Genomic DNA, 21,142 nt, shown 5'->3' with positions numbered 1-21,142 from the left:
CCGTCCGCCTCACCCTATTTTTCCCGGAACGCCGTTGCCAGTGATTTCTGGATCGGGGTCATGATGTAATTCATGATGGTGCGCTTGCCACCTAGGATATCGACCTGAAGCGGCATCCCGGCTGTGATGACAGGTGTTTCCGGTGATTTCGTGAAAGCCACCTCGGGAATGGCGATGATCGTTTCATAGAACGGCATCGCATTTTCCGGCTGGGTGGTATTGCCGGCAACCTTGCGCACAACCCCCATGATGACGCCATAGCGTGACGGGTCATAGGCGGCCAGCGAAATCCGCGCGATCTGGCCCGGCTGGACATCCTTGACATTCTGCGGCAGCACCTGGGCCCGGACCAGATACTGGGCTTCGGACGGCACGATCTCGGCAAGCATGGTGCCAGCCTGGACAACGGCCCCCACCGTTTTCACATGCACGGCCGACACGGTTCCGTGAAGCGGCGCGCGAACATCGGCATGGCGGACCTTTCCACGGAGCGCATCCTGGCGCGCCAGCAGCTGGGCGGCCTTGGTCTGTTCCTCGACAAGCGCCTCGGCGGCCCCCGCCCGGAAATTGGCAATGGTGGATTCGATCTCGCTCTGTTTGCTGGTCATGTCAGCCCGCCGGGCGTCAGCGGCAAGCTGGGCCAGTTCGGCGGCACCGGTTTCCTGCTGGTGACGCGCGCGCGCCGACAACAATACAGCGCGGGGTTCGTGACCAGCCTCGACCAGCGGCGACAGAAGGGCGATTTCCTCGGCGACAAGGGCGGCCTTCTGAAGCGAGATCCGTTCCTCGGCTTCCTTCTCGATGATGGTTTTCTGCAAGGTCGCTATATTGTCGCGAAGCACCGACAGCCGCCTTTCCAGCGCCTCGGCGCGGGTCCGGAACAACGATGCTTCCTTTTCAACCATGTCCGGGGCGACCGCGACCAGCTCTGCCGGGAACACAAGCCGGGATGACCCGGCCGCCTCGGCTGTGAGACGCAATTCAGCCGTCCGCGCCGCATTCAAGGCAATCTCGTTATCGGCGAAATTTGCCGTCACATCCTCATCCTCAAGCCGGTAAAGCACCTCGCCCTTTTCGACTTCCCGGCCCAATTCGGCATTGATGATGACAACCGAGCCCGGAAGACGGCTCTGTACATGCTGGACCTCGGACGGGGTAAAGATCATGCCCTCGGCCCGGACCTGCTCGTCAATTTCGGCATTGGTCGCCCAGACAACGGCAACAATGAAAAATACGGAAATCAGAACATACAGCACCTGCCCCTTTATACCTGCCTTGTCGGGCAGCAATTCCGGCGTCGAATGATCGATCGGCGCACCGCCAATCATCATCGGGGGCGGTGCCCCGAACAGCTTGTTGAACACCCATTTGAAGGGCGTCAGGATCAGGCCGATCAGCCACCATACAAGACGGAAGGGGAACAGGATAATGGACAGAAGAACCTTCACTTGTGGCTCCTTTCAGCATGGTTTCCTAAACAATCTCAGGCGCGGGTCTGGGCAACATCGACCGGTGCCGGCTTCATCACCTCGTCGCGCGGCCCAAAGGCGGCGATGCGACCATTCTCGACAGCCAGCACCTTGTCCGCCATCTGAAGCATGGCGCCGCGATGCGTGATGAAGATCGTGGTCAGCCCCTTGGTGGCGGTATCCAGACTGGCGACCATCGCTGCCTCGGCCTGGGCATCGAGCGGCGCCGTCGGCTCGTCCATCAGCAGGATATTGGGCTTGCCGATCAACGCCCGTGCGATGGCAACCGACTGGCGCATACCAACGGACAGTTCGCGGCCACGCTCCGACAGCGGAAAATCAAAACCACCGGGTAATGCCGCGACAAACGCCTCGACGCCCGACTGCCTGGCGGCTTCAAGAAGGTCCGCATCACTGGCATCGGGATTGCCCATCATGATGTTGTCCCGGATCGAGCCTGAAAACAGGATCGGGTTCTGCATCACCACACCGATGTTGCGGCGCACATCATCCGGCCTGATCTGGCGGATATCCGCTGTATCGATCAGCACCGCGCCCCGATCCGGCGGGTTCAGGCCACACATCAGGCGAAGCAGCGTTGTCTTGCCCGATCCGATACGGCCCACAATGGCCAGCCTTTCACCGGGCTCGATCCGGAAATTGATGTCGGACAGCACCGGTTCCGGCTGACCTTCATAGGTAAAGGTCACATTGCGGAATTCGACGCTGCCTTCCATGCTTGGCCTCTCGACCTGATCTGTACGGGCCTCTTCCTCCGACACGCCCGCCAGAATTTCATCCAGCGCCCGATAGGCCGACAGCGCGGAATTCATCCGCCCCAACAGTCCCGTCAGCTGCGCCAATGGCGCCATGACCCGCCCCGACAGGATCACACAGGCAATCAACTGACCCATCGTCAGGCTGCCATCGGCAATCAGAAACACCCCATAGACAACCATTACAACCTGGCTGACCTGCTGGCCAAACTGCGTGAACTGGGCCGCCAGCTGGCTGGTGACCTTTGTCTTCATGCTGGATTTCGCCTGATGAAGCACCGAATTCATCCAGCGATTGCGCAGCATTGAAATGCCACGCACCGTCTTGACCGTTTCCAGTGCGGCGATCATTTCGACAATCACAGCCTGTTTCGATTTCCCCTGCGACTGGCTGAGTTCGGTCATCCGCTTGATGATCGGCTGCAGCGTCAACGCAAAGATGATCACCGTCGGCACGATGACCGCCGGTACAAAGGCTAGCGGCCCGCCGATCAGATACAGCACATAGATGAACAGGAAGATGAAAGGCAGATCGACAAGAACGGTAAAGCTTGCCGAACCGATGGCGTCTTTCAGAATATCAAAATTGCGCACCGTACCGGCAAGCGACCCCGTTGCCGTGTTCGTCAGGGACGCATCATGCCGGGCGATCCTCTCGAACAGAACCGCCGAGACCCGCTGGTCAACACGCGCGCCGGCACGGTCGACAAAGATCCCCCGCAGAATCTTCATGATCAGGTCGAAGACAATCACACAGGCGATCATCGCCGTCAGCGCCCACAATGACTCAATGGCGTTATTTGGCACCACGCGGTCATAGACAGTCATGATGTAGACCGACGACGCCAATGCGAACACATTGATCAGGACCGAGGCCCACATGACCTGGAGATAGATGGCCTTGCAGCCAAGGACGGGACCAAAGAACCAGTGGTCCTGGTTTGTGGCGACTGGTTTCAGCATGATGAGTCCTCCAACGAGAGACCAAGCGTCCCATCGATTTGTTCGGTGATCATCAGGGTGCGCGCGCGGACGAGTTCCTGATCACTGCGGATTTCAACAATTTGGGTTTCAGCGGAACCGATCTGGGACCGCAATCGCGCCAGAGCCAGTGGCGAGCTGACCGTCTTTCCCTGGCGTTGCTGCAATGAGCGGAACTGCGCCATCAATTCGTCACGCCGCGCCAGTGCCTCGCTTTCCTCGCGAAACTGCTGCTGGAAGCGTTGCGCCAGTCCTTCCATCTCGCGATTATGGTCACGGGTCAGCGCGTCAAGGCTGGATTTCAATTCATTCTCGCGCCAGGCGGTCTCGCGAAGGCGCGCCCGCGCGGTGCCGCCATCATAGAGCGGCATCGTGATCTCGATCTTTCCGACAACTTCATATTCATCTTCATAATCCGTCATGTCGAAAATCGTTCCTTCGACAACACCGTCAAGCTTTGGAAACCGCGAGCCGCGAATCTCGGCTGCCTGATGGGTCACCTCGCGGGTGCGAAGACGAATGGCATGCGCCTTGTCCGAACGGTCGGCCTGCAACACCGGAAGTCCGGACGGACGGCGGGACAGAAATGTCTGCACAAGATCACGGGCGTCATTTTCATTGAGGCCGAATTCGGTTGTCAGCCGCTCGCGGATCTGATCCTGTTCGGCCTGCGCCCTGTTGATGATGATCTCCTCATCAAGGGTGATCAGCTGGGCCTCGCGCAGATCGGTCATCCGCCCGACACCCGCCTCGACGCGGGCCCGCACCGAAGCAACCTCCTCCTGAATTGCGGCCAGGTTTTCCTGCCTGACGGCAATCACATCGCCGGTGCGGCGCAACAGCAACGCCAGACGAACCAGTTCATGGGTCCGCTCGCGCATCACGCCAAGCGTGTCGATCCGTGCCGCCTGCAGGCCCAGCGTGCGCGCCTCGGTCCGGTTGCTTCGCTGCCCCCAGTCGACAAAGGTATGACGGACGGAAATCTTGCCGTCATAGATGTTGTTCTTCTCGCGATGGTCGAATTCGCGCTTGTGCGCGCCTGTATTTTTGATTTCTCTTTGTGAGGGTGTCAGCCACCGATCTGGAACGCTGCCATACCTGTTTTTCTTGATCCGCCCGACCAGCTGCCGGCTGCCGGTGATGCTGGCATTGATCTTTGGTCGGCCCTCGGCCCGCGCCAGCCCCAGCCGGTGTGCCATCTGGCAGGCCCGTGCAGCCGCCTCGGCAACTTTCGGGTCAAGCAACACCGCCTGACGAAGCCGTGGCGACAGGGGTGACACATGCCGGTTCAGAACAACCGTGTTATCCGCCCCTTGATCCGGCTCGACATCCGGCGCGGCATGGGCAGTGACTGTCAGCATCATCAGACCTGCCGCCATAAAAGCGCCGGCAAGACGCCCTTGCCGGCACAGGACGGACCGCCACAGCGCCGCCGACGGGGGGATCCGCAGGGGCTTTATGGTGGAAACAAGCTTGAAACTGCCAGGAATGTGCGCGCGAAGCGCACCTGTCGTTCGAAGGCATAAAATCATTTACGAAACTCGCAAAGGTTACCGGTCAGGCCACGTCAGCGAGAATAGGCCCTGCCAACCTAATTTTTCGTAAAGATCAAATGTATAAATGCCGTCTTTGGGCGTTGGAGTTTCGCGATTGCGAGAGAAAAATTAACAGACCGTCAATTGCTTGAAATCAATTCCGGGCTCGCTGGTGGCTCGCCCCCGGCCGCAGTCGGATTCGCCATCACGCTGTCAGCAAGCCCCGCCTCGACAGCGTCAAACAGTGACAGCAGGGTGGCGGCGCTGCCGGCAGGCAATGTGGCGAGGAGCTGCGCCTCGAACGACTTTGCAAGATGTGACAGGCTGGCGGCCAGATCGCGCCCGGCAGGCGTCAACGCAAGTCTGACCAGACGACGGTCCGATTCATTGACGAGTTTTGACACCAGATCACGGGATTCGAGGCGCTGTACGGCACGTGTCACGCGGGCCCGGTCCATATCGACGCGGGTAAAGATATCGCGCACCGAAATTTCGCTTTCCTGCGTCAGGTGAACAAGCACCCGCCATTCCGCAACACTGATCCGGTACCGCGCCTCATATTGTGCCGCCAGACCGCGACTGAGCGCTGTAGCCAGGCGGGCCGCCCGGTAGGGCAGAAAACCGTCAAGTCGCAGGGGGGTGGCGGTGTCGTCCATTTCAATCCATCTTTCCCGGTCGCATCACCGGCAGGACTTCACGCGCCGGATATTCAAACGCATGCCATGCCTGCCGGTACCTATTGCCATTGACAATCATTTCATTTGAAATGATTGTTGGAAGGACGTCAAGATGGAGGCTGACATGACACTGGCGATGATGCCGGGATTCGGCAATGACTTTGAGACAGAGGCGTTGGAAGGGGCGCTGCCACAGGGCCGCAATTCGCCCCAGAAATGCGCCTATGGCCTGTATGCCGAGCAGCTGAGCGGATCGCCCTTCACCGCGCCGCGGGCGACGAATGAAAGATCATGGCTGTATCGAATCCGGCCCTCGGTTCGTCATAGCGGGCGGTTTGCCAGAACGGATGTGCCGCTGTGGAAGACCGCGCCGGATGGCGATCCGGATGATCTGCCACTTGGCCAATATCGCTGGAATCCCCTGCCCCTGCCGACAGGCGACGTCGATTTCATCGACGGCGTGCGCACGATGACCAGTACCGGTGATGCCCGCCAGCATGTCGGCATGACCGCCGGCATCTACACCATGACCAGCAGCATGACCGACCGCGTTCTGATCAATGCCGACGCCGAAATGCTGATCGTCCCCCAGCAGGGCGAGATCGAGATCTTCACCGAAATGGGGCGGATGCAGATCGGCCCGGGACAAATCGCCATTGTGCCGCGCGGCATGATGGCGAAATACCACCTTCTGGACGGTGCGGCGCGGGGCTATCTGTGCGAGAATTACGGGGCCAAATTCACACTTCCCGACCGCGGACCGATCGGTGCCAACTGCCTTGCCAACCCACGTGATTTCAAGACACCCGTTGCCGCGTTCGAGGACAGCCAGTCCGCCCACCAGCTGGTGATCAAATGGTGCGGCGGCTTTCATGTTACCGAACTTGGCCATTCGCCTCTGGATGTTGTTGCCTGGCATGGCAATTACGTTCCCTGCTGCTATGACCTGTCGACCTTTTCACCTGTTGGCGCGATTGCCTTTGACCACCCCGACCCGTCGATTTTCACCGTTCTGACAGCGCCGTCCGAGACAGCCGGCACCGCCAATATCGATTTTGTGATCTTTCCGCCACGCTGGCTGGTGGCTGAAAATACGTTCCGTCCCCCCTGGTATCACCGCAACATCATGTCGGAATTCATGGGGCTGGTGACCGGCCAGTACGACGCCAAGGAAGAAGGCTTTGTTCCCGGCGGGGCCAGCCTTCACAATATGATGCTGCCGCACGGCCCCGACCTTGACGCGTTCGAGAAGGCTTCAAACGCCGAGCTGAAACCGGTAAAGCTGACGGATACGATGGCGTTCATGTTCGAAACACGCTTTCCGCAGAAGGTCAGCCGGTTCGCCGCGACGACAGACAGGCTGCAAGACGATTATATCGACTGCTGGGGCGGGCTGAAGAAACAGTTCGACGGCACACCGGGCGCCGGCAGCTGACGCCGCCAAGCCGGAAGGTTATTTGACAGGAAGGACTCCCCGATGAAACTTGCGACCCTCGATGATGGCAGCCGTGACGGACAGCTGGTTGTCGTCACCCGCGATCTGACGCGCTGTATGGCGGCACCGCACATCGCGCCGACCCTGCAGGCGGCGCTGGATGATTGGGCGATGACGGCGCCGCAGCTGGCGGCACTGGCAGCCGACCTCGAGGCCGGGCGCGGGAGTGGTATGCCGTTTGATCAGAAAGCGGCGCATTCCCCGCTGCCACGCGCCTATCAGTGGGCCGACGGGTCGGCCTATGTCAATCATGTGGCACTTGTCAGGCAGGCGCGCGGCGCCGAAATGCCGGAGAGTTTCTGGAGCGACCCGCTGATGTATCAGGGCGGATCGGACGATTTCCTGCCACCGCACGCGCCCATCCCGATCCCCGACGAAGCCTGGGGAATCGACATGGAGGCCGAGGTGGCCGTGATCACCGACGATGTGCCGATGGGGGTGTCCGAAGCGGAGGCGGCAGGGCATATCAAGCTGGTGATGCTGGTCAATGATGTGTCTCTTCGCAATCTGATCCCGGCCGAGCTTGGCAAGGGGTTCGGATTTTTCCAGTCAAAGCCCTCGACCGCCTTTTCACCGGTCGCGGTGACACCTGACGAGCTTGGCGATGCCTGGCGCGATTGCGTTCTTCATCGGACCATGGAAGTCGATCTGAACGGCGTGCCGCTTGGCCGTGCCGACGCCGGCACCGATGCCACATTCAGCCTCGCCAGACTGGTGGCACATGCCGCGAAATCCCGCAATCTTCGCGCTGGCGCCATCATCGGGTCCGGCACTGTGTCGAACCGTGATGCGGATGGCGGTCCCGGTCGGCCGGTAGCGGATGGCGGCAGGGGCTATTCCTGCCTTGCTGAAATCCGTATGGTGGAGACGATCCGCGATGGCAAACCCGTGACACCGTTCATGAAGTTTGGTGATCGTGTGACAATTGACATGCATGATTCGGACGGTGCCAGCATTTTTGGCTGTATCGACCAGATAGTGGAAGAATATCATGGCTAAGAGTTTTGCTTCACAGGGCGACCTGGGCGAAAAGACCATCAGTTTCACCGAGATCGGACGTGATCTGTGGGCTTTTACCGCCGAAGGGGATCCGAATACCGGTGTCATCATCGGTGATGACAGCGTGATGATCATCGACGCCCAGGCAACGCCGCGGCTTGCCAACAAGGTGGTCGAGAAAATCCGCAGCGTGACCGACAAGCCGATCAAACATGTGGTGCTGTCGCATTATCATGCTGTCCGCGTTCTCGGGGCCTCGGCCTATGACGCGTCGGAAATCATCGCCTCGCAGACCTGCCAGTCGATGATCCACGAACGCGGGCAGGAAGACTGGGACAGCGAGTTTGCCCGCTTTCCCCGCCTTTTCGAGGGCCATGAAAGCATTCCCGGTCTGACCTGGCCGACAATGACCTTCAGCAACAGAATGACGGTCAATCTGGGCCGACGCCGGGTCGAGCTGATGTTTCTTGGACGGGCGCACACCGCCGGCGATATCGTGGCCTTTGTGCCGGACGAACAGGTGATGTTCACCGGTGACATCGTCGAATATCACTCGGCCTGCTATTGCGGTGACGGGCATTTCAATGACTGGGGCGCGACCCTTGACAGGATCGCCGATTTTCAGCCGGCCGCCATCGCACCGGGGCGTGGTGATGCGCTTGTCGGTGATGAAATGGTGACAGCCGCAATCGAAAGCACCCGTGATTTCGTCGCCAGCACCTATCGGCCAGCGGCAATGGTGGCGGCGCGTGGCGGCACGCTGAAAGATGCCTGGGACGCGGTCCGCGCCGAATGTGACCCGAAATTTGCCGACTATGCCATCTATGAACATTGTCTTCCCTTCAATGTGGCGCGGGCCTTTGACGAGGCAAAGGGTATCGATACGCCGCGGATCTGGACAGCCCAGCGTGACATGGAGATGTGGAACGCGCTGCAGAATGGCTAGCGCGAGGAGGATTGCGTATCATGGCAAGATATCAGTTTGCGCCTTTTGAGTATGTAACACCTCCCGAATTGTCGGGACAGAGCAGCGCGGCCGCGCCCGTGATCATCGTCGGCGCGGGGCCCATTGGTCTGGCCGCCGCCATCGATCTTGCCACGCATGGCGTCGCCAGCATCGTTGTTGACGACAACAATGTCGTTTCGGTCGGCAGCCGCGCCATCTGCTGGGCCAAGCGGAGCCTGGAGATTTTCGACCGGCTTGGCATCGGTGAACGGATGCTGGAGAAGGGCGTCACCTGGAAGCTTGGCCGGGTCTATCGCGGCGACCGGGAAGTCTATAATTTCGACCTTCTTCCCGAAGACGGCCACAAATTCCCGGCCTTCATCAATCTGCAGCAATATTACGTTGAACAGTTTCTGGTCGAGCGGTGCGCCGACTTCCCGGACCTGATCGATTTGCGGTTCAGGAACCGTGTGATGTCGGTGGCGCAGGATGAAACCGGCATCGCTGCCGAAATCGACACACCGGACGGCCCCTACACGCTTCGCGGTGACTATCTTCTGGCCTGTGACGGCGCCAACAGCCGCATCCGCCGGCAATTCGGACTGGATTTCGAGGGCCGGCATTTCGAGGAACGGTTCCTGATCGCCGATGTCGAGATGGATGCCGATTTCCCGTCTGAACGCTGGTTCTGGTTTACACCAAGCTTTCATCCCGGCCAGTCGGCGCTTCTTCACAAACAGCCCGACAATATCTACCGCATTGATCTGCAGCTGGGCCCGGACGCCGACCCGGAAGAGGAAAAGAAACCGGAAAATGTCATCCCGCGCATTGAAAAGGTTGTCGGGGGGCGGCCCTTCACACTGGACTGGGTGTCTGTCTATTCCTTCAATTGTCGCCGCATCGACCGTTTTGTGCATGGCCGGGTGATCTTTGTCGGTGATTCGGCACATGTCGTTTCACCCTTCGGCGCGCGTGGCGGCAATGGCGGTATGCATGATGTCGACAATCTGTGCTGGAAGCTGGCCAGAATCATCGGCGGCGCGGCGGGTGCCGAGCTGCTGGAAAGCTATAATCAGGAACGCGGTCACGGGGCGGACGAAAATATCAGGAATTCCAGCTGGACATCACGGTTCATGTCGCCGGAGCCGGGGGTCGAGATGGCCTTTCGCAATGCCGCCCTGAGCCTTGCCGTCGATACTGACTTTGCCCGCCGCATTGTGAATGCCGGACGGCTGTCAGTCCCCTGCCAGCTGGTGGACAGCCCGTTGAATGGCCATGATGATGCCAGCTTTGATGTACCGCAGAAGGTTGGCATGGTGGCGCTTGATGCGCCGCTTCACGACCATGATGGAGGCTCCACCTGGTTGATGAAGCAGCTTGGCGGACGCTTTGTATGTCTGGTGACCGGCGACGCCGAGGCACCGTCCGGCCTTCCCGACGGGGTTGATCTTGTGCGGGTCGGTGATGGCGGTTTCGGAGATGCCGAGAACCGCGTGCAGGAACGCTATGGCAGCGGTGTCTATCTGGTGCGCCCGGACCAGCATGTCACCGCACGGTGGACCACGGCAGGACCGGACGACATCGCCGCCGCGCTGGCCCGCTGTCACGCCGCAGTCGCCGTGTGAGGAAGAACGAGATGACCCTGAATACCGATTTCAACCTTGGCACGCAAAGCGACGCCCTGTTCAATGAATTGCTGCAGGCCCATACGGGGTTGAGCCGTGAGCAATCCGAACAGCTGAATGCAGGTCTGATCCTGATCCTGATGAACCATATCGGCGAGCCCGATACCATCCGTGACGCGGTGGCGCGGGCGCGGGCCGCGCTTGACGCCTGACCCCGTGACATCCTCGCGCCGGGATAAAACCGGCAGACCGACAGCAAAGGCACGGACATGACAGATGTCGTTCTCTATGACTACTGGCGTTCATCGGCAAGTTTTCGCGTACGCATCGCGCTGCATCTGAAGGCCATCGAGTTTACCTCTGTCACCGTCAATCTGCTTGACGGCAGCCACCGCGCGCAAACCCATCTGGCCCGCAACCCGCAGGGGTTCGTTCCGGCGCTTGCCATCGACGGGATAATGATGACGCAGTCGCTTGCCATTATCGAATATCTGGACGCGCGCTGGCCTGATCCGGCTCTGGTACCGTCCGACCCCGGCGAGGCGGCACGTTTGCGGGCCATCGCGCATGCCATCGCAATGGACATCCACCCGATCTGCAACCCAAATGTCGTCACGCATCACGCAGCCGCCTTTGACGGCGATGCCGATGACAAGGCTGACTGGATGCGCCATTTCATCGACAGGGGGCTTCGCGCCGTCGAGGCACTTGCCGACCATCCCCGGACGGGGCGGTTTCTGCATGGCGATCTGCCGGGCCTTGCCGATTGTGTCCTGGTTCCGCAGATCTACAACGCCCGCCGCTGGGGGGTTGATCTTGCCGCCATGCCGCGCCTTGCCGCCATCGACGCTGCCTGTATGGCCCTGCCCGCCTTTCGCGCTGCCGCGCCGGAGACGGTCAAGCCGTCGGACGGCTGAGCTGCCGGCGCGCGAGTTCGACAATGTTTCATGTCATCCTCTTCAATCCCCAGATTCCGCCCAATACCGGAAATATCATCAGGCTGTGCGCGAATACCGGGGCCAGTCTTCATCTGATCCACCCGCTTGGCTTCACGCTTGACGCAAAATCATGTCGCCGGGCCGGCCTTGACTACCATGACCTTGCCAGCGTGGTTCAGCATGACAGTCTTGACGACTGCCTTGCAACATTGCAGCCGGGGCGGCTGTTCGCGGTAACAAAATTCGCCGCCCAGCGTTATGACGGACCGCGCTATTCACCCGGTGATGCCTTCCTGTTCGGTGCCGAGACAACCGGTCTTCCGGACGCGATCCATACCGGCCTTGCCGATGATGCCAAAATCGGGCTGCCGATGAGCGGTGGCAATCGCAGCCTCAATCTCGCCAATGCAGTATCGGTCGTCATCTATGAGGCATGGCGCCAATGCGGCTTTGACGGTATGGTCGACCCCACCGCCCGCAACGAGTTTTCCTGACCCATGACATCCCTTGATCCGTCCATCGGCGGCCCATCCGACCTCCGCCAGAACGACATCGCGCCACCAGCCGATGGCAAGATCGTGCGGCTTGCCGACGATCTGGTCTGGTATCGCTTCCGGATGCCATTCCGCCTGAACCACATCAATCTGTTTGCCCTGGAAACAGACGCCGGATGGATGCTGGTTGATTGCGGGATCAACACCGATGACACCAGCGCGCAATGGGATGCGATCCTGCCACAGTTGACAGCGCAGCGACCGATTGCCGGTATTATCGTCACCCATCACCATGGCGATCATATCGGTCATGCCGGCCCCCTGGCGGCGCGCACCGGCGCACCGATCCTGATGGGGCGGGCTGAATTCGACATGGCGCAGGCGGCGCTGGCGATGAGCGACGCCGAATATGGCGACATGACGGCCCGGGCCTATGCAAATTTCGGGTTCGACGACGATGTGATCGAGCGCAACCGGCAGATTGGAAATTACTATCGCCAGCTTGTCGCGCCGCTTCCCGACGTGACGATCATCGAGTCCACATGGCGTCTTCCCACCATTGCCGGCGAATGGTCGCCAAGATTTGATGCCGGTCATTCGCCAGGACATCTTGGCCTGATCGACCATGAACGTCGGCTTTACCTTGCCATCGATTTTCTCCTTGGCCGGATTTCGCCCAATATTTCGGTCAGCCTTCGCAACCCGGATGGCGATGTTCTGGCCGGCTATTATGACTATCTGGACGATCTGGATTGGCTGACACCAGACTGGAAGATTTTCTGCGGACATGACTGGCATTATTTTGACGGGGCACGGCGGGCGCGGCAGCTGATCGCCCATCATGATCGCCGCCTCGACCAGCTTCGCGCCAGCGCGGCGGCGCAGACGACAGCCGATGCCATCAGAACGCTGTTTCCAATGGAGCTGACGGACCATGAAGTCTATTTCGCCAGCTGTGAGGCGCGTGCGCATCTCAATCATCTGGTAACGCGAGGCGAGATGAGGCGCGAAATAACCAGCGGTATTGCCAGCTTCACACCAGTCTAGGCATCAATGGCGTGCGGGATGCGGCGCTTGCCACGATTGACAGCCCCCGGCCAGTCCGGCACAACCGAACGCGACTGACGCAAGGGAGGCGCAGCGATGAGCGACGACTATAAATTCGATACCCTGAGCCTTCATGCAGGCCATGTCCCCGACCCGCAGCACGGTTCGCGCGCGGTGCCGATCCATCAGACAACCTCCTATGTGTTTCGCGACACCGAACATGCGGCGGCGCTGTACAACATGGAGCTTGGCGGTCATCTCTATACCCGCATCTCGAACCCGACCGTCGCCGTTCTCGAACAACGTGTAGCGGCGCTTGACGGCGGGGTGGCGGCCACGGCCACGGCATCCGGCATGGCGGCGCTGACCACTGCGGTGATGACCATCTGCTCGTCGGGCGACCATATCGTTGCATCATCGCGCATGTATGGCGCGAACATCAATCTTCTGGAAAATACGCTGCCGCGTTTCGGCATCACCACAACCTTTGTAGCGCCTGACGATCCGGCCGCCATTGCCGCCGCCATCCAGCCGAACACGAAGATCATCTTTGGCGAGGTTATCGGCAATCCCGGCCTTGATGTCATGGATGTTGCCGCCGTTGCCGAAGTTGCCGGCAAGGCGCATGTGCCGCTGATGCTTGACTGCACCTTCAATACGCCCTGGCTTCTGAAGCCGATCAAACTTGGTGCCAATATCATCATCCATTCACTGACAAAATGGATGGGCGGGCATGGCATCGCCATTGGCGGCGCGGTTGTCGATGGCGGCAATTTCGACTGGGGACGCGATGACCGGTTTCCAACCATTGCCGGACCGCATTACGCGATGAACGAGATCAATTTCCACGAGGAATTCGGTCCTGCCGCCTTTACCGCGAAATTCCGTGCCGAGGGCATGTATAATTTCGGTCCGTCAATGTCGCCGACCAATGCGTTCCACATCCTTCAGGGACTGGAAACATTGCCGCTTCGCATGCAGCGTCACATGGACAACACCGCCGCGATGCTGGATTTTCTGACCGGCCATGATGCGGTGGCGTGGGTGAAGCATCCGACATTGCCCGACCATCCCAGCCATGAGCTGGTCCAGCGGATGCTGCCACGCGGTGCCGGGTCGATCATCGTCTTTGGCCTGAAAGGCGGGCGCGCTGCCGGCAAAGCCTTTATCGAGGCAGTCGAACTGGCATCGCATCTTGCCAATGTCGGTGACGCCAAGACGCTTGTCATCCACCCTGCCAGCACGACCCATTCCCACATCTCGGCCGAGGCGATGGTTGAAGGCGGTCTGTCGGATGACATGATCCGGCTGTCTGTCGGGCTTGAAGATATCGATGATATCAAAACCGATTTCGAACTCGGCTTCCGGGCCGCCGCCCGCGTCGCCGCCAAGGCGGCAGAGTAACGACCGGCAGGAGGCGTATCATGAAGCATGAATTGCATGGTGAGATGATCCATATTGCCACCGGCGGGCTGGATTTCGACAACAGCAAGCCTGTTCTGCTGTTTCTTCATGGCAGTGGACAGAGCCACCTGACATGGGTGCTGCAGAGCCGCTATTTTGCGCATCGTGGCTTTTCAGTGCTGGCGCCCGATCTGCCTGGACACGGGCTGTCGGGTGGCACGCCGCTTGCCAGCATCGAGGAAATGGCGGACTGGAGCGTGGCGCTGCTTGACAGTCTGCAGGTCACCGGCGCGACATATGTCGCACATTCACAGGGCGTTCTTGTCGCGCTGGACGCCGCCGCCCGGCATCCACGCCATGTGTCGGCGCTGGCGCTGATTGCCGGTGCGATGGCGATCCCGGTCAATGACGTGCTGATCGAGATGGCGCAGGACCGGCCGGAAAAGGCCTTTGCCATGATGACCAGCTGGGGCCATGGTCCCGGCGCGCATAAATTTGACAATACCCAGCCCGGCCATTCCTTTCTTGGCTATGGCAGGCGGGTGATGGCGCAGAGTGATGCCGCCGCCCTTCACGCCGATCTGGTGGCCTGTAACAGCTATGTATCCGGCCCTGCCGCTGCCGCTGCCGTGACGCAACCAAGCCTGTGCCTGATCGCCGGTCGGGACAGGATGACCCCGGCGAAATTCGGTCACAAGATGGCGGCGACCATCCCCGGCGCCACAAGTTGCGAGTTTGATCGTGCCGGACATTTTCTGCCGGCAGAATTCCCGCTTGAGGTGAACGCGGCGCTTGCCGACTTTCTGGCGCGCTGATTCACAGCCGTTTTTCAGGGCCACGTTTCGGCCAGAGGTGACAACCATGACTTCCCTGGACACGACTTTCACCAAGATCGCCGTGATCGGCGCGGGCACGATGGGAAGCGGCATTGCCGCCCAGATCGCCAATGCCGGCCATGAAGTGATGCTTTTCGACCTGCCGGCGAAACAGGATGGCGACCCGGCACCGGCTGAACGTGCCATCGAACGTCTTCTTGCCTCGGACCCGCCACAGCTGATGCACAAGCGCAACGCATCCCGGATCATCACCGGCACGATCACCGATGATTTTGCCAGCCTTGCCGAATGCGACTGGATCATCGAAGCGGTGGTTGAACGTCTGGACATCAAGCGGGATCTCTACAGGCGGCTTGACGCCACCATCGGCCCGGACTGTATCGTCAGCTCAAACACATCGACCATTCCGATCCGTCTTCTTGTCGAGGGCATGCCGCCCTCGTTCCGCGAGCGTTTCGCCATTACGCATTATTTCAATCCTGTGCGCTATATGCGGCTTCTGGAACTTGTGCGGGGCACAGATACCCGCGGTGACGTGATCGACAGGCTTGCCGATTTCAATGATCGCGTGCTTGGCAAGGGCGTGGTGCGCTGCGCCGATACACCCGGGTTCCTTGGCAACAGGGTCGGTGTTTTCGCGCTTCAGGTTGGCATTGACGAGGCGAGGCGATGCGGTCTCGATATCGAACAGGCGGATGCCCTGATGGGGCGGCCAATGGGAATACCGAAAACGGGCGTCTTCGGACTCTATGATCTGATCGGCATTGATCTGATGGTCGATGTTGTCGCCTCGCTTCGCAACATTCTGCCCGAAGGGGACGCCTTCCACGCGGTCGCGGGACAGAATGACATGATCACGGCGATGATTGCGGACGGCTTCACCGGCGACAAGGGGCGCGGCGGCTTCTATCTGGCCGGCGATGAGGGCGCTGAACTGGCGCGCCCGCTGACAGGTGCCGGCACACCACTTGCCACGCCACGCGCGCGCGACAAATCTTTGCCTGATGCGGCGATGCGCGCGGCCGAGGCCAGCGCCACGCGCGGCGAACCACTTCACGAGATCATTGATGGCAATGATCAATGCGCCCGCTTCTGCCGCCGTGTTCTGGGGCGGATCCTTGCCTATGCGGCGAGCCTTGTCCCTGATGTCACGGAGTCACCGCAGGATATCGACGATGCGATGAAGCTGGGTTTCAACTGGCAGCGCGGCCCGTTCGAGATAATCGATGCCATAGGCCCGGAAAAGATGGCGGCCCTGTTCGCCGAAATTGGGCTGAGCGCGCCACCATCACTGGCTGACACCAACCCTGTCTATCGCACCGATAACAGCATCCTGACCGTAAGGCATGCCGACGGTGCCTATCGCCCTGTCAGCCTGCCAGCCGGGGTGATGCGCTTCCATATGACACGCCAGACCCTGACGTCGATTGTCAGTAACAACGCGGCAAGTCTGTTCGCCCTGGATGGCGATCTGCGGCTGGTCGAATTTCATTCCAAGGCCAACGCGCTGACCGACGAATCCATGCAGATTGTCGCCGCTGCAGCCGAGGATCATGGTGCCGGCATCATCATCCATAATGACGCACAGCATTTTTCCGCAGGCGTCGATCTGAATGCGTTCCGCGCCTATATCGAAGCTGGCGACTGGGATGGCATTGACGGCTTCCTTGCCCGCTTCCAGCAGGCGGTGTGCAAGCTGAAATACACGCCTGTGCCGGTTGTCGGCGCGCCATCGGGACTGGCGGCAGGTGGCGGATATGAAGTGCTGGCACATTGCGACAGGCTGGTTGTCCATACCAATTCGGTGATGGGCCTTGTCGAGGCCGGTGTCGGCGTTGTTCCGGGCGGCGGCGGCATCAAGGACACCTATTTCCGCTGGTTTGACGCCAAGCAAAGCTGGGATGATGCCGCCTGGCAGACCTGGATGAATATCGGTTATGGAGCCACCGGTTCATCCCCCCAGCTGTCGGCCAGAATGATGTATTTTCTGGAATCGCGTGATGACACGGTGATGAACCGCGACCGGCTGTTGCCGCGAGCCATCGAAATGGTGACAGCCATGCAGGATGGCTACCGCGCGCCCCGGCCGCCGGTGGCACAGCTTGCCGACGGCGCGCTGGCGTCAAAGATGGAAACCTTCATGCAGGACGGTATCGATCGCGGCGATTTCATGCCGCATGACAAGACGGTGGCAATGGCGATTGCCAGCGTCATGCTTCGTGGTGACGGGGATCGCGAGACCGCCGATGAACAGGAACTCTATGCCCGCGAACGTGCCGCTTTCATCCGGCTGGCGAAAACCCCACAGACCTATGAACGGATCACCAGCATGCTGGATGACGGCGCGGCCATCAGAAACTAGAGCCAGTCGGGATCCATCTCTGCAAGCGCGGCAGGGCCGGCGGTGATACGTGACGCCATCCTGGCCACGTCCGGCAGACTGTACGCCATATAGGCGCTGGCCGTTGCCAGCTTTGCCGTCATGAAGGCAGGGTCACCCTCGCCGTTGGCCTTGGCCCTGGCGGCGGCGGCGGCACCACGCGCCAATTGCCAGCCACCGGCCAGATAACCAAGCATCATCAGAAAGTCGGTTCCCGACGCTGCGGCGTCGCGCGGTGCGTTGGCGCGGGCCAGGACGGTATCAAGAACACCCTCGGCGGTATCGCAGGCGGCACCGACCGACCCGGCAATCCCGGCCACCCCATTGCCGCCGCCGGCAATCTGATCCATGTCATCGCGGATTTCGGCCAGCAGGGCCCGAACGGCATCCCCATTGTCGCGAAGCGTCTTGCGGAATATCAGGTCATTTGCCTGGATCGCCGTCGTGCCTTCATAGATCGGCAGGATCCTGGCATCACGGAGATGCTGCGCGGCACCTGTTTCCTCGATGAATCCCATCCCGCCATGAACCTGCACCGCATCAGAGGTCAGTTGAAGCGACCGTTCGGTCATCCAGCCCTTGATTACCGGGATCAGCAGGTTGGCGCGGGTCTGCCAGAACACGGAGTCTTCGCCAGCCATCAGATTCGCGCGGTCGAGGCATGCCCCACCAACCAGCAGCAGCGCCCGCATCGCCTCGATTTCGGCCCGCATACCTGTCAGAAGACGCAGCACATCGGGGTGATGAACAATGGCATCGCCACCGGCGCGTTCCAGCGGCGTTCCCTGGACCCGGTCACGGGCATAGGACACCGCCTGCTGATAGGCTCGCTCTGAAATGGCCAGCCCCTGAAGACCGACATCAAAGCGGGCGCTGTTCATCATCAGGAACATGCAGTCGAGGCCGCGGTTTGCCTCGCCAAGAAGATAGCCGACCGCGCCGCCGTCCTGGCCATATTGCAGAACGGCTGTCGGTGATGATTTGATCCCCAGCTTCTTTTCGATCGACAGGCAGTGGACATCATTGCGCGCGCCAAGGCTGCCATCCTCATTGACCAGATATTTCGGCACCAGGAACAGCGAGATCCCTTTCACACCGGCCGGTGCATCGGGAAGGCGTGCCAGCACGAGATGAACGATGTTCTCGCTCATATCATGTTCACCATAGGTGATATAGATCTTCTGGCCGCGGATCAGATAGTGATCATCCTGCGGCGTCGCGGTTGTACGGATTGCGGCAAGATCGGTTCCGGCCTGCGGTTCGGTCAGGTTCATGGTTCCCGACCACTCACCGGCATTCAGGCGCGGCAGATAGGTTGCCTTCTGCTCGTCACTGCCAACGATTTCAAGCGCATGGATGGCGCCCTGCGTCAACAGCTGGCACAGCGCAAAGCCCATATTGGCGCCATTCCACATTTCATTGACGGCGGCGCTGACACATTGCGGCAGCCCCTGCCCTCCATGATCAGGCGACGCATTCAGGCCTATCCAGCCACCCTCGGACATTGCCTTCCACGCATCGGCAAACCCGGGCGGTGTCGACACCCGGCCATCATCATGGCGCACCGAGCCGGCAACATCGCCGGCATGGTTGAGCGGCGCGATCACCTCGCCGGCAAGCTTGCCAGCCTCATCAAGAACCGCCTCCACAAGGTCGTCCGACACCATCTCCATGCCGTCCAGCGCCGCCACCCCGTCCAGACCGACAAGGTGCCGCAGCACGAATTTCATGTCATCCACCGGTGCCTGATACATGCCTAGATCCCGTTCTTGCCTAGATCCCGTTTTGGCCTAGATCCCGTTTTGGCCTAGATCCCGTTTTGGCCTAAACCCTGTTTGCGCCTGGCCGCGCCGCCCCTGCGCTCCTACTCGTCATCTTTGACAAGGCCGGCCTTCTTGCGGGCGGCCAGCAATTCATCCTCGTCCCAGAACCCCAGAATGATGCCGGTACGAAGCTGGCTATTATTCTCTGCATAGGCGGCAACATCACTGTCGCTTCTTGTCACACGATATTTCGCGGTCAACGCCCAGTCATGGAGATGCGCCGTCAGCCGTTCAATCACCGGGGCATATTCCGGATCCTCGCCAAGGTCGAAATATTCCTCCGGATCGGTTTCAAGGTCATGCAGAAGCGGTCTGTATCCCTGGAAATAGACCATCTTGTAGCGTCCGTCGAAGACCATGATCATCCGGCATTCGTCGGGCTGGCGATCAAGCAGCACACGCATGCGCTGATGACCGTAATCATATTCCGAGAACACAACCTGTCGCCAGTCCGGCACCGCCTCGCCGGTCAGCAATGGCGTAAGCGACCGGCCCTCGACGATATGGCTGGCAACCTCGCCGCCACATGCCTCGACAAAGGTCGGCAGCAAATCAACGCCCTCGACAAGCCGGGTGTCGACAGTGCCCCGGGTGGCGTCGGCCGCGCGTCTCGGATCATAGATGATCATGGGAACCCGGACGGATTGTTCATGGAACATGTCCTTTTCCCCCATCCAGTGATCACCAAGATAATCACCATGATCAGAGCAGAACACGATCATCGTATTGTCCAGAAGGCCGCGCTCCTCAAGAAACGCCATCAGATGTCCAATCTGGTCGTCAATCTGCTTGATCAGCCCCATATAGGCAGGCAGCACATGTTCGCGCACACCCTCGCGCGAAAAAACCTCGGCGGCGCGCATCTGCATGAAGGCATCATAGACCGGATGCGGGTTCTGACGTTCGATTTCGGACCTGACCGCCGGGATCAGATCATCGGCTCCATACATGTCGTGATAGGGTGCCGGTGCAACATAGGGCCAGTGCGGCTTGATATATGACAGATGGCAGCACCATCGCTGACCCTTGTCCTCGGCCTCGTCGATGAACTGCATGGCGCGGCGTGTCATGTAGGGGGTCTCGGTATCCTCCTCGGCAGCGCGAACCGGTTTGTCGGCATGGGCAAGCAGCCAGCCAGACAGGATATTCCCCTCGTCATCCTCGGCGGCGTTCGCCCAGTCATGCCAGGGATTTTCACCGTCATAGCCCTTGTCCTGCATATAGCGGTTATAGGCGAGCCCCCCTTGTGGAAGCCGTTCTGTGGGGTTCAACCCGTCATCACGTTCATATGGTTCAAACCCGCATTGCGATACATGCACACCAACTGCCGAATCCGCCTCGATACCGAGGCGTTTCATCGCCGGCCTGTGGGCGGCCATATGCGTCTTGCCAACCAGGGCCGTGCGGATATCTAGATCCTTGAGGTAGTCGCCAAGCGTCAGTTCATCAACGCGAAGCGGCACCGCGTTCCATGTCACGCCATGCGAACGGACATATCGGCTGGTGTAATAGCTCATCCGCGATGACCCGCAGGTCGTCGACTGGACATAGGCGCGGTCAAACCGCACGCCACGTGCCGCCAGCGCATCGATATGCGGGGTGTGAAGATGCGGATGGCCGGCACAGGACAGATAGTCATAGCGCAGCTGGTCGGCCATGATCCACAATACATTGCGAACCGTTTCAGTCACTGCCACCTCCCGCACCCAGCCGGCCT

Annotated in this window: 17 protein-coding genes; 11 read left to right on the top strand and 6 right to left on the bottom strand. The window is 60.2% G+C overall.

All coding sequences use genetic code 11. The features are described 5' to 3' along the window. Positions 1 to 14: 14 nt before the first annotated feature. The 4 genes from AB3X55_10195 to AB3X55_10180 all read right to left on the bottom strand — a co-directional run bounded on the left by AB3X55_10195 (position 15) and on the right by AB3X55_10180 (position 5,417). Entirely contained in the window at positions 15 to 1,448 is a 1,434-nt protein-coding gene (locus AB3X55_10195; GenBank protein ID MEX0503953.1) for an HlyD family type I secretion periplasmic adaptor subunit, read from the bottom strand. Between the two features lie 35 nt (positions 1,449 to 1,483). Beyond that, on the bottom strand, positions 1,484 to 3,208 hold the full coding sequence (locus AB3X55_10190) for a type I secretion system permease/ATPase (protein MEX0503952.1): 1,725 nt from the start codon (positions 3,206 to 3,208) through the stop codon (positions 1,484 to 1,486). Further along, a complete protein-coding gene (locus AB3X55_10185) occupies positions 3,202 to 4,758 on the bottom strand; it encodes a TolC family protein (GenBank protein MEX0503951.1) in 1,557 nt (518 codons plus the stop codon). The genes AB3X55_10190 and AB3X55_10185 overlap by 7 nt, the downstream gene beginning before the upstream one ends. A 143-nt stretch (positions 4,759 to 4,901) precedes the next feature. Continuing rightward, positions 4,902 to 5,417 (bottom strand): MarR family winged helix-turn-helix transcriptional regulator, encoded by a 516-nt coding sequence (locus tag AB3X55_10180; GenBank protein MEX0503950.1) that lies wholly within the window; start codon positions 5,415 to 5,417, stop codon positions 4,902 to 4,904. A gap of 145 nt (positions 5,418 to 5,562) precedes the next feature. Between AB3X55_10180 and hmgA the strand changes: the two genes are divergently transcribed. The 11 genes from hmgA to AB3X55_10125 all read left to right on the top strand — a co-directional run bounded on the left by hmgA (position 5,563) and on the right by AB3X55_10125 (position 17,584). Further along, positions 5,563 to 6,873, top strand: coding sequence for a homogentisate 1,2-dioxygenase (gene hmgA, locus AB3X55_10175; GenBank protein MEX0503949.1), 1,311 nt, complete (start codon positions 5,563 to 5,565; stop codon positions 6,871 to 6,873). Positions 6,874 to 6,915: 42 nt separating this feature from the next. Further along, positions 6,916 to 7,932 carry a fumarylacetoacetate hydrolase family protein gene (locus tag AB3X55_10170; GenBank protein MEX0503948.1) on the top strand — a complete coding sequence of 339 codons (1,017 nt, stop codon included), beginning with the start codon at positions 6,916 to 6,918 and terminating at the stop codon, positions 7,930 to 7,932. Then, positions 7,925 to 8,878, top strand: a complete 954-nt coding sequence (locus tag AB3X55_10165) for an MBL fold metallo-hydrolase (protein MEX0503947.1) — start codon at positions 7,925 to 7,927, stop codon at positions 8,876 to 8,878. Before AB3X55_10170 ends, AB3X55_10165 begins: the two co-directional genes overlap by 8 nt. Positions 8,879 to 8,898: 20 nt before the next feature. Beyond that, on the top strand, positions 8,899 to 10,503 hold the full coding sequence (locus tag AB3X55_10160) for an FAD-dependent oxidoreductase (protein ID MEX0503946.1): 1,605 nt from the start codon (positions 8,899 to 8,901) through the stop codon (positions 10,501 to 10,503). 11 nt (positions 10,504 to 10,514) lie between these two features. Then, a complete protein-coding gene (locus tag AB3X55_10155; GenBank protein MEX0503945.1) occupies positions 10,515 to 10,715 on the top strand; it encodes a DUF2783 domain-containing protein in 201 nt (66 codons plus the stop codon). Positions 10,716 to 10,772: 57 nt separating this feature from the next. Then, positions 10,773 to 11,420, top strand: coding sequence for a maleylacetoacetate isomerase (maiA, locus tag AB3X55_10150; GenBank protein MEX0503944.1), 648 nt, complete (start codon positions 10,773 to 10,775; stop codon positions 11,418 to 11,420). Positions 11,421 to 11,443: 23 nt separating this feature from the next. Then, positions 11,444 to 11,935, top strand: a complete 492-nt coding sequence (locus tag AB3X55_10145; protein MEX0503943.1) for a tRNA (cytidine(34)-2'-O)-methyltransferase — start codon at positions 11,444 to 11,446, stop codon at positions 11,933 to 11,935. A 3-nt stretch (positions 11,936 to 11,938) separates the two neighbouring features. Next, entirely contained in the window at positions 11,939 to 12,982 is a 1,044-nt protein-coding gene (locus AB3X55_10140; GenBank protein MEX0503942.1) for an MBL fold metallo-hydrolase, read from the top strand. Positions 12,983 to 13,078: 96 nt separating this feature from the next. After that, on the top strand, positions 13,079 to 14,386 hold the full coding sequence (locus tag AB3X55_10135; GenBank protein ID MEX0503941.1) for an O-acetylhomoserine aminocarboxypropyltransferase: 1,308 nt from the start codon (positions 13,079 to 13,081) through the stop codon (positions 14,384 to 14,386). Positions 14,387 to 14,406: 20 nt separating this feature from the next. After that, positions 14,407 to 15,201 (top strand): alpha/beta fold hydrolase, encoded by a 795-nt coding sequence (locus AB3X55_10130; GenBank protein ID MEX0503940.1) that lies wholly within the window; start codon positions 14,407 to 14,409, stop codon positions 15,199 to 15,201. Positions 15,202 to 15,247: 46 nt separating this feature from the next. Beyond that, entirely contained in the window at positions 15,248 to 17,584 is a 2,337-nt protein-coding gene (locus AB3X55_10125; GenBank protein ID MEX0503939.1) for a 3-hydroxyacyl-CoA dehydrogenase NAD-binding domain-containing protein, read from the top strand. Here AB3X55_10125 and AB3X55_10120 read toward each other — a convergent pair. Both AB3X55_10120 and AB3X55_10115 read right to left on the bottom strand, forming a co-directional pair. Next, positions 17,581 to 19,356, bottom strand: coding sequence for an acyl-CoA dehydrogenase (locus AB3X55_10120; GenBank protein ID MEX0503938.1), 1,776 nt, complete (start codon positions 19,354 to 19,356; stop codon positions 17,581 to 17,583). The genes AB3X55_10125 and AB3X55_10120 overlap by 4 nt on opposite strands. A 110-nt stretch (positions 19,357 to 19,466) precedes the next feature. After that, complete coding sequence (locus tag AB3X55_10115) at positions 19,467 to 21,083, bottom strand: sulfatase-like hydrolase/transferase (protein ID MEX0503937.1); 1,617 nt, start codon at positions 21,081 to 21,083, stop codon at positions 19,467 to 19,469. Between the last annotated feature and the right edge of the window lie 59 nt (positions 21,084 to 21,142).

This window comes from Alphaproteobacteria bacterium LSUCC0719 (assembly GCA_040839025.1).
GTDB lineage: Bacteria > Pseudomonadota > Alphaproteobacteria > Puniceispirillales > Puniceispirillaceae > UBA8309.
This window is presented reverse-complemented; position numbering and strand designations above follow the sequence as displayed.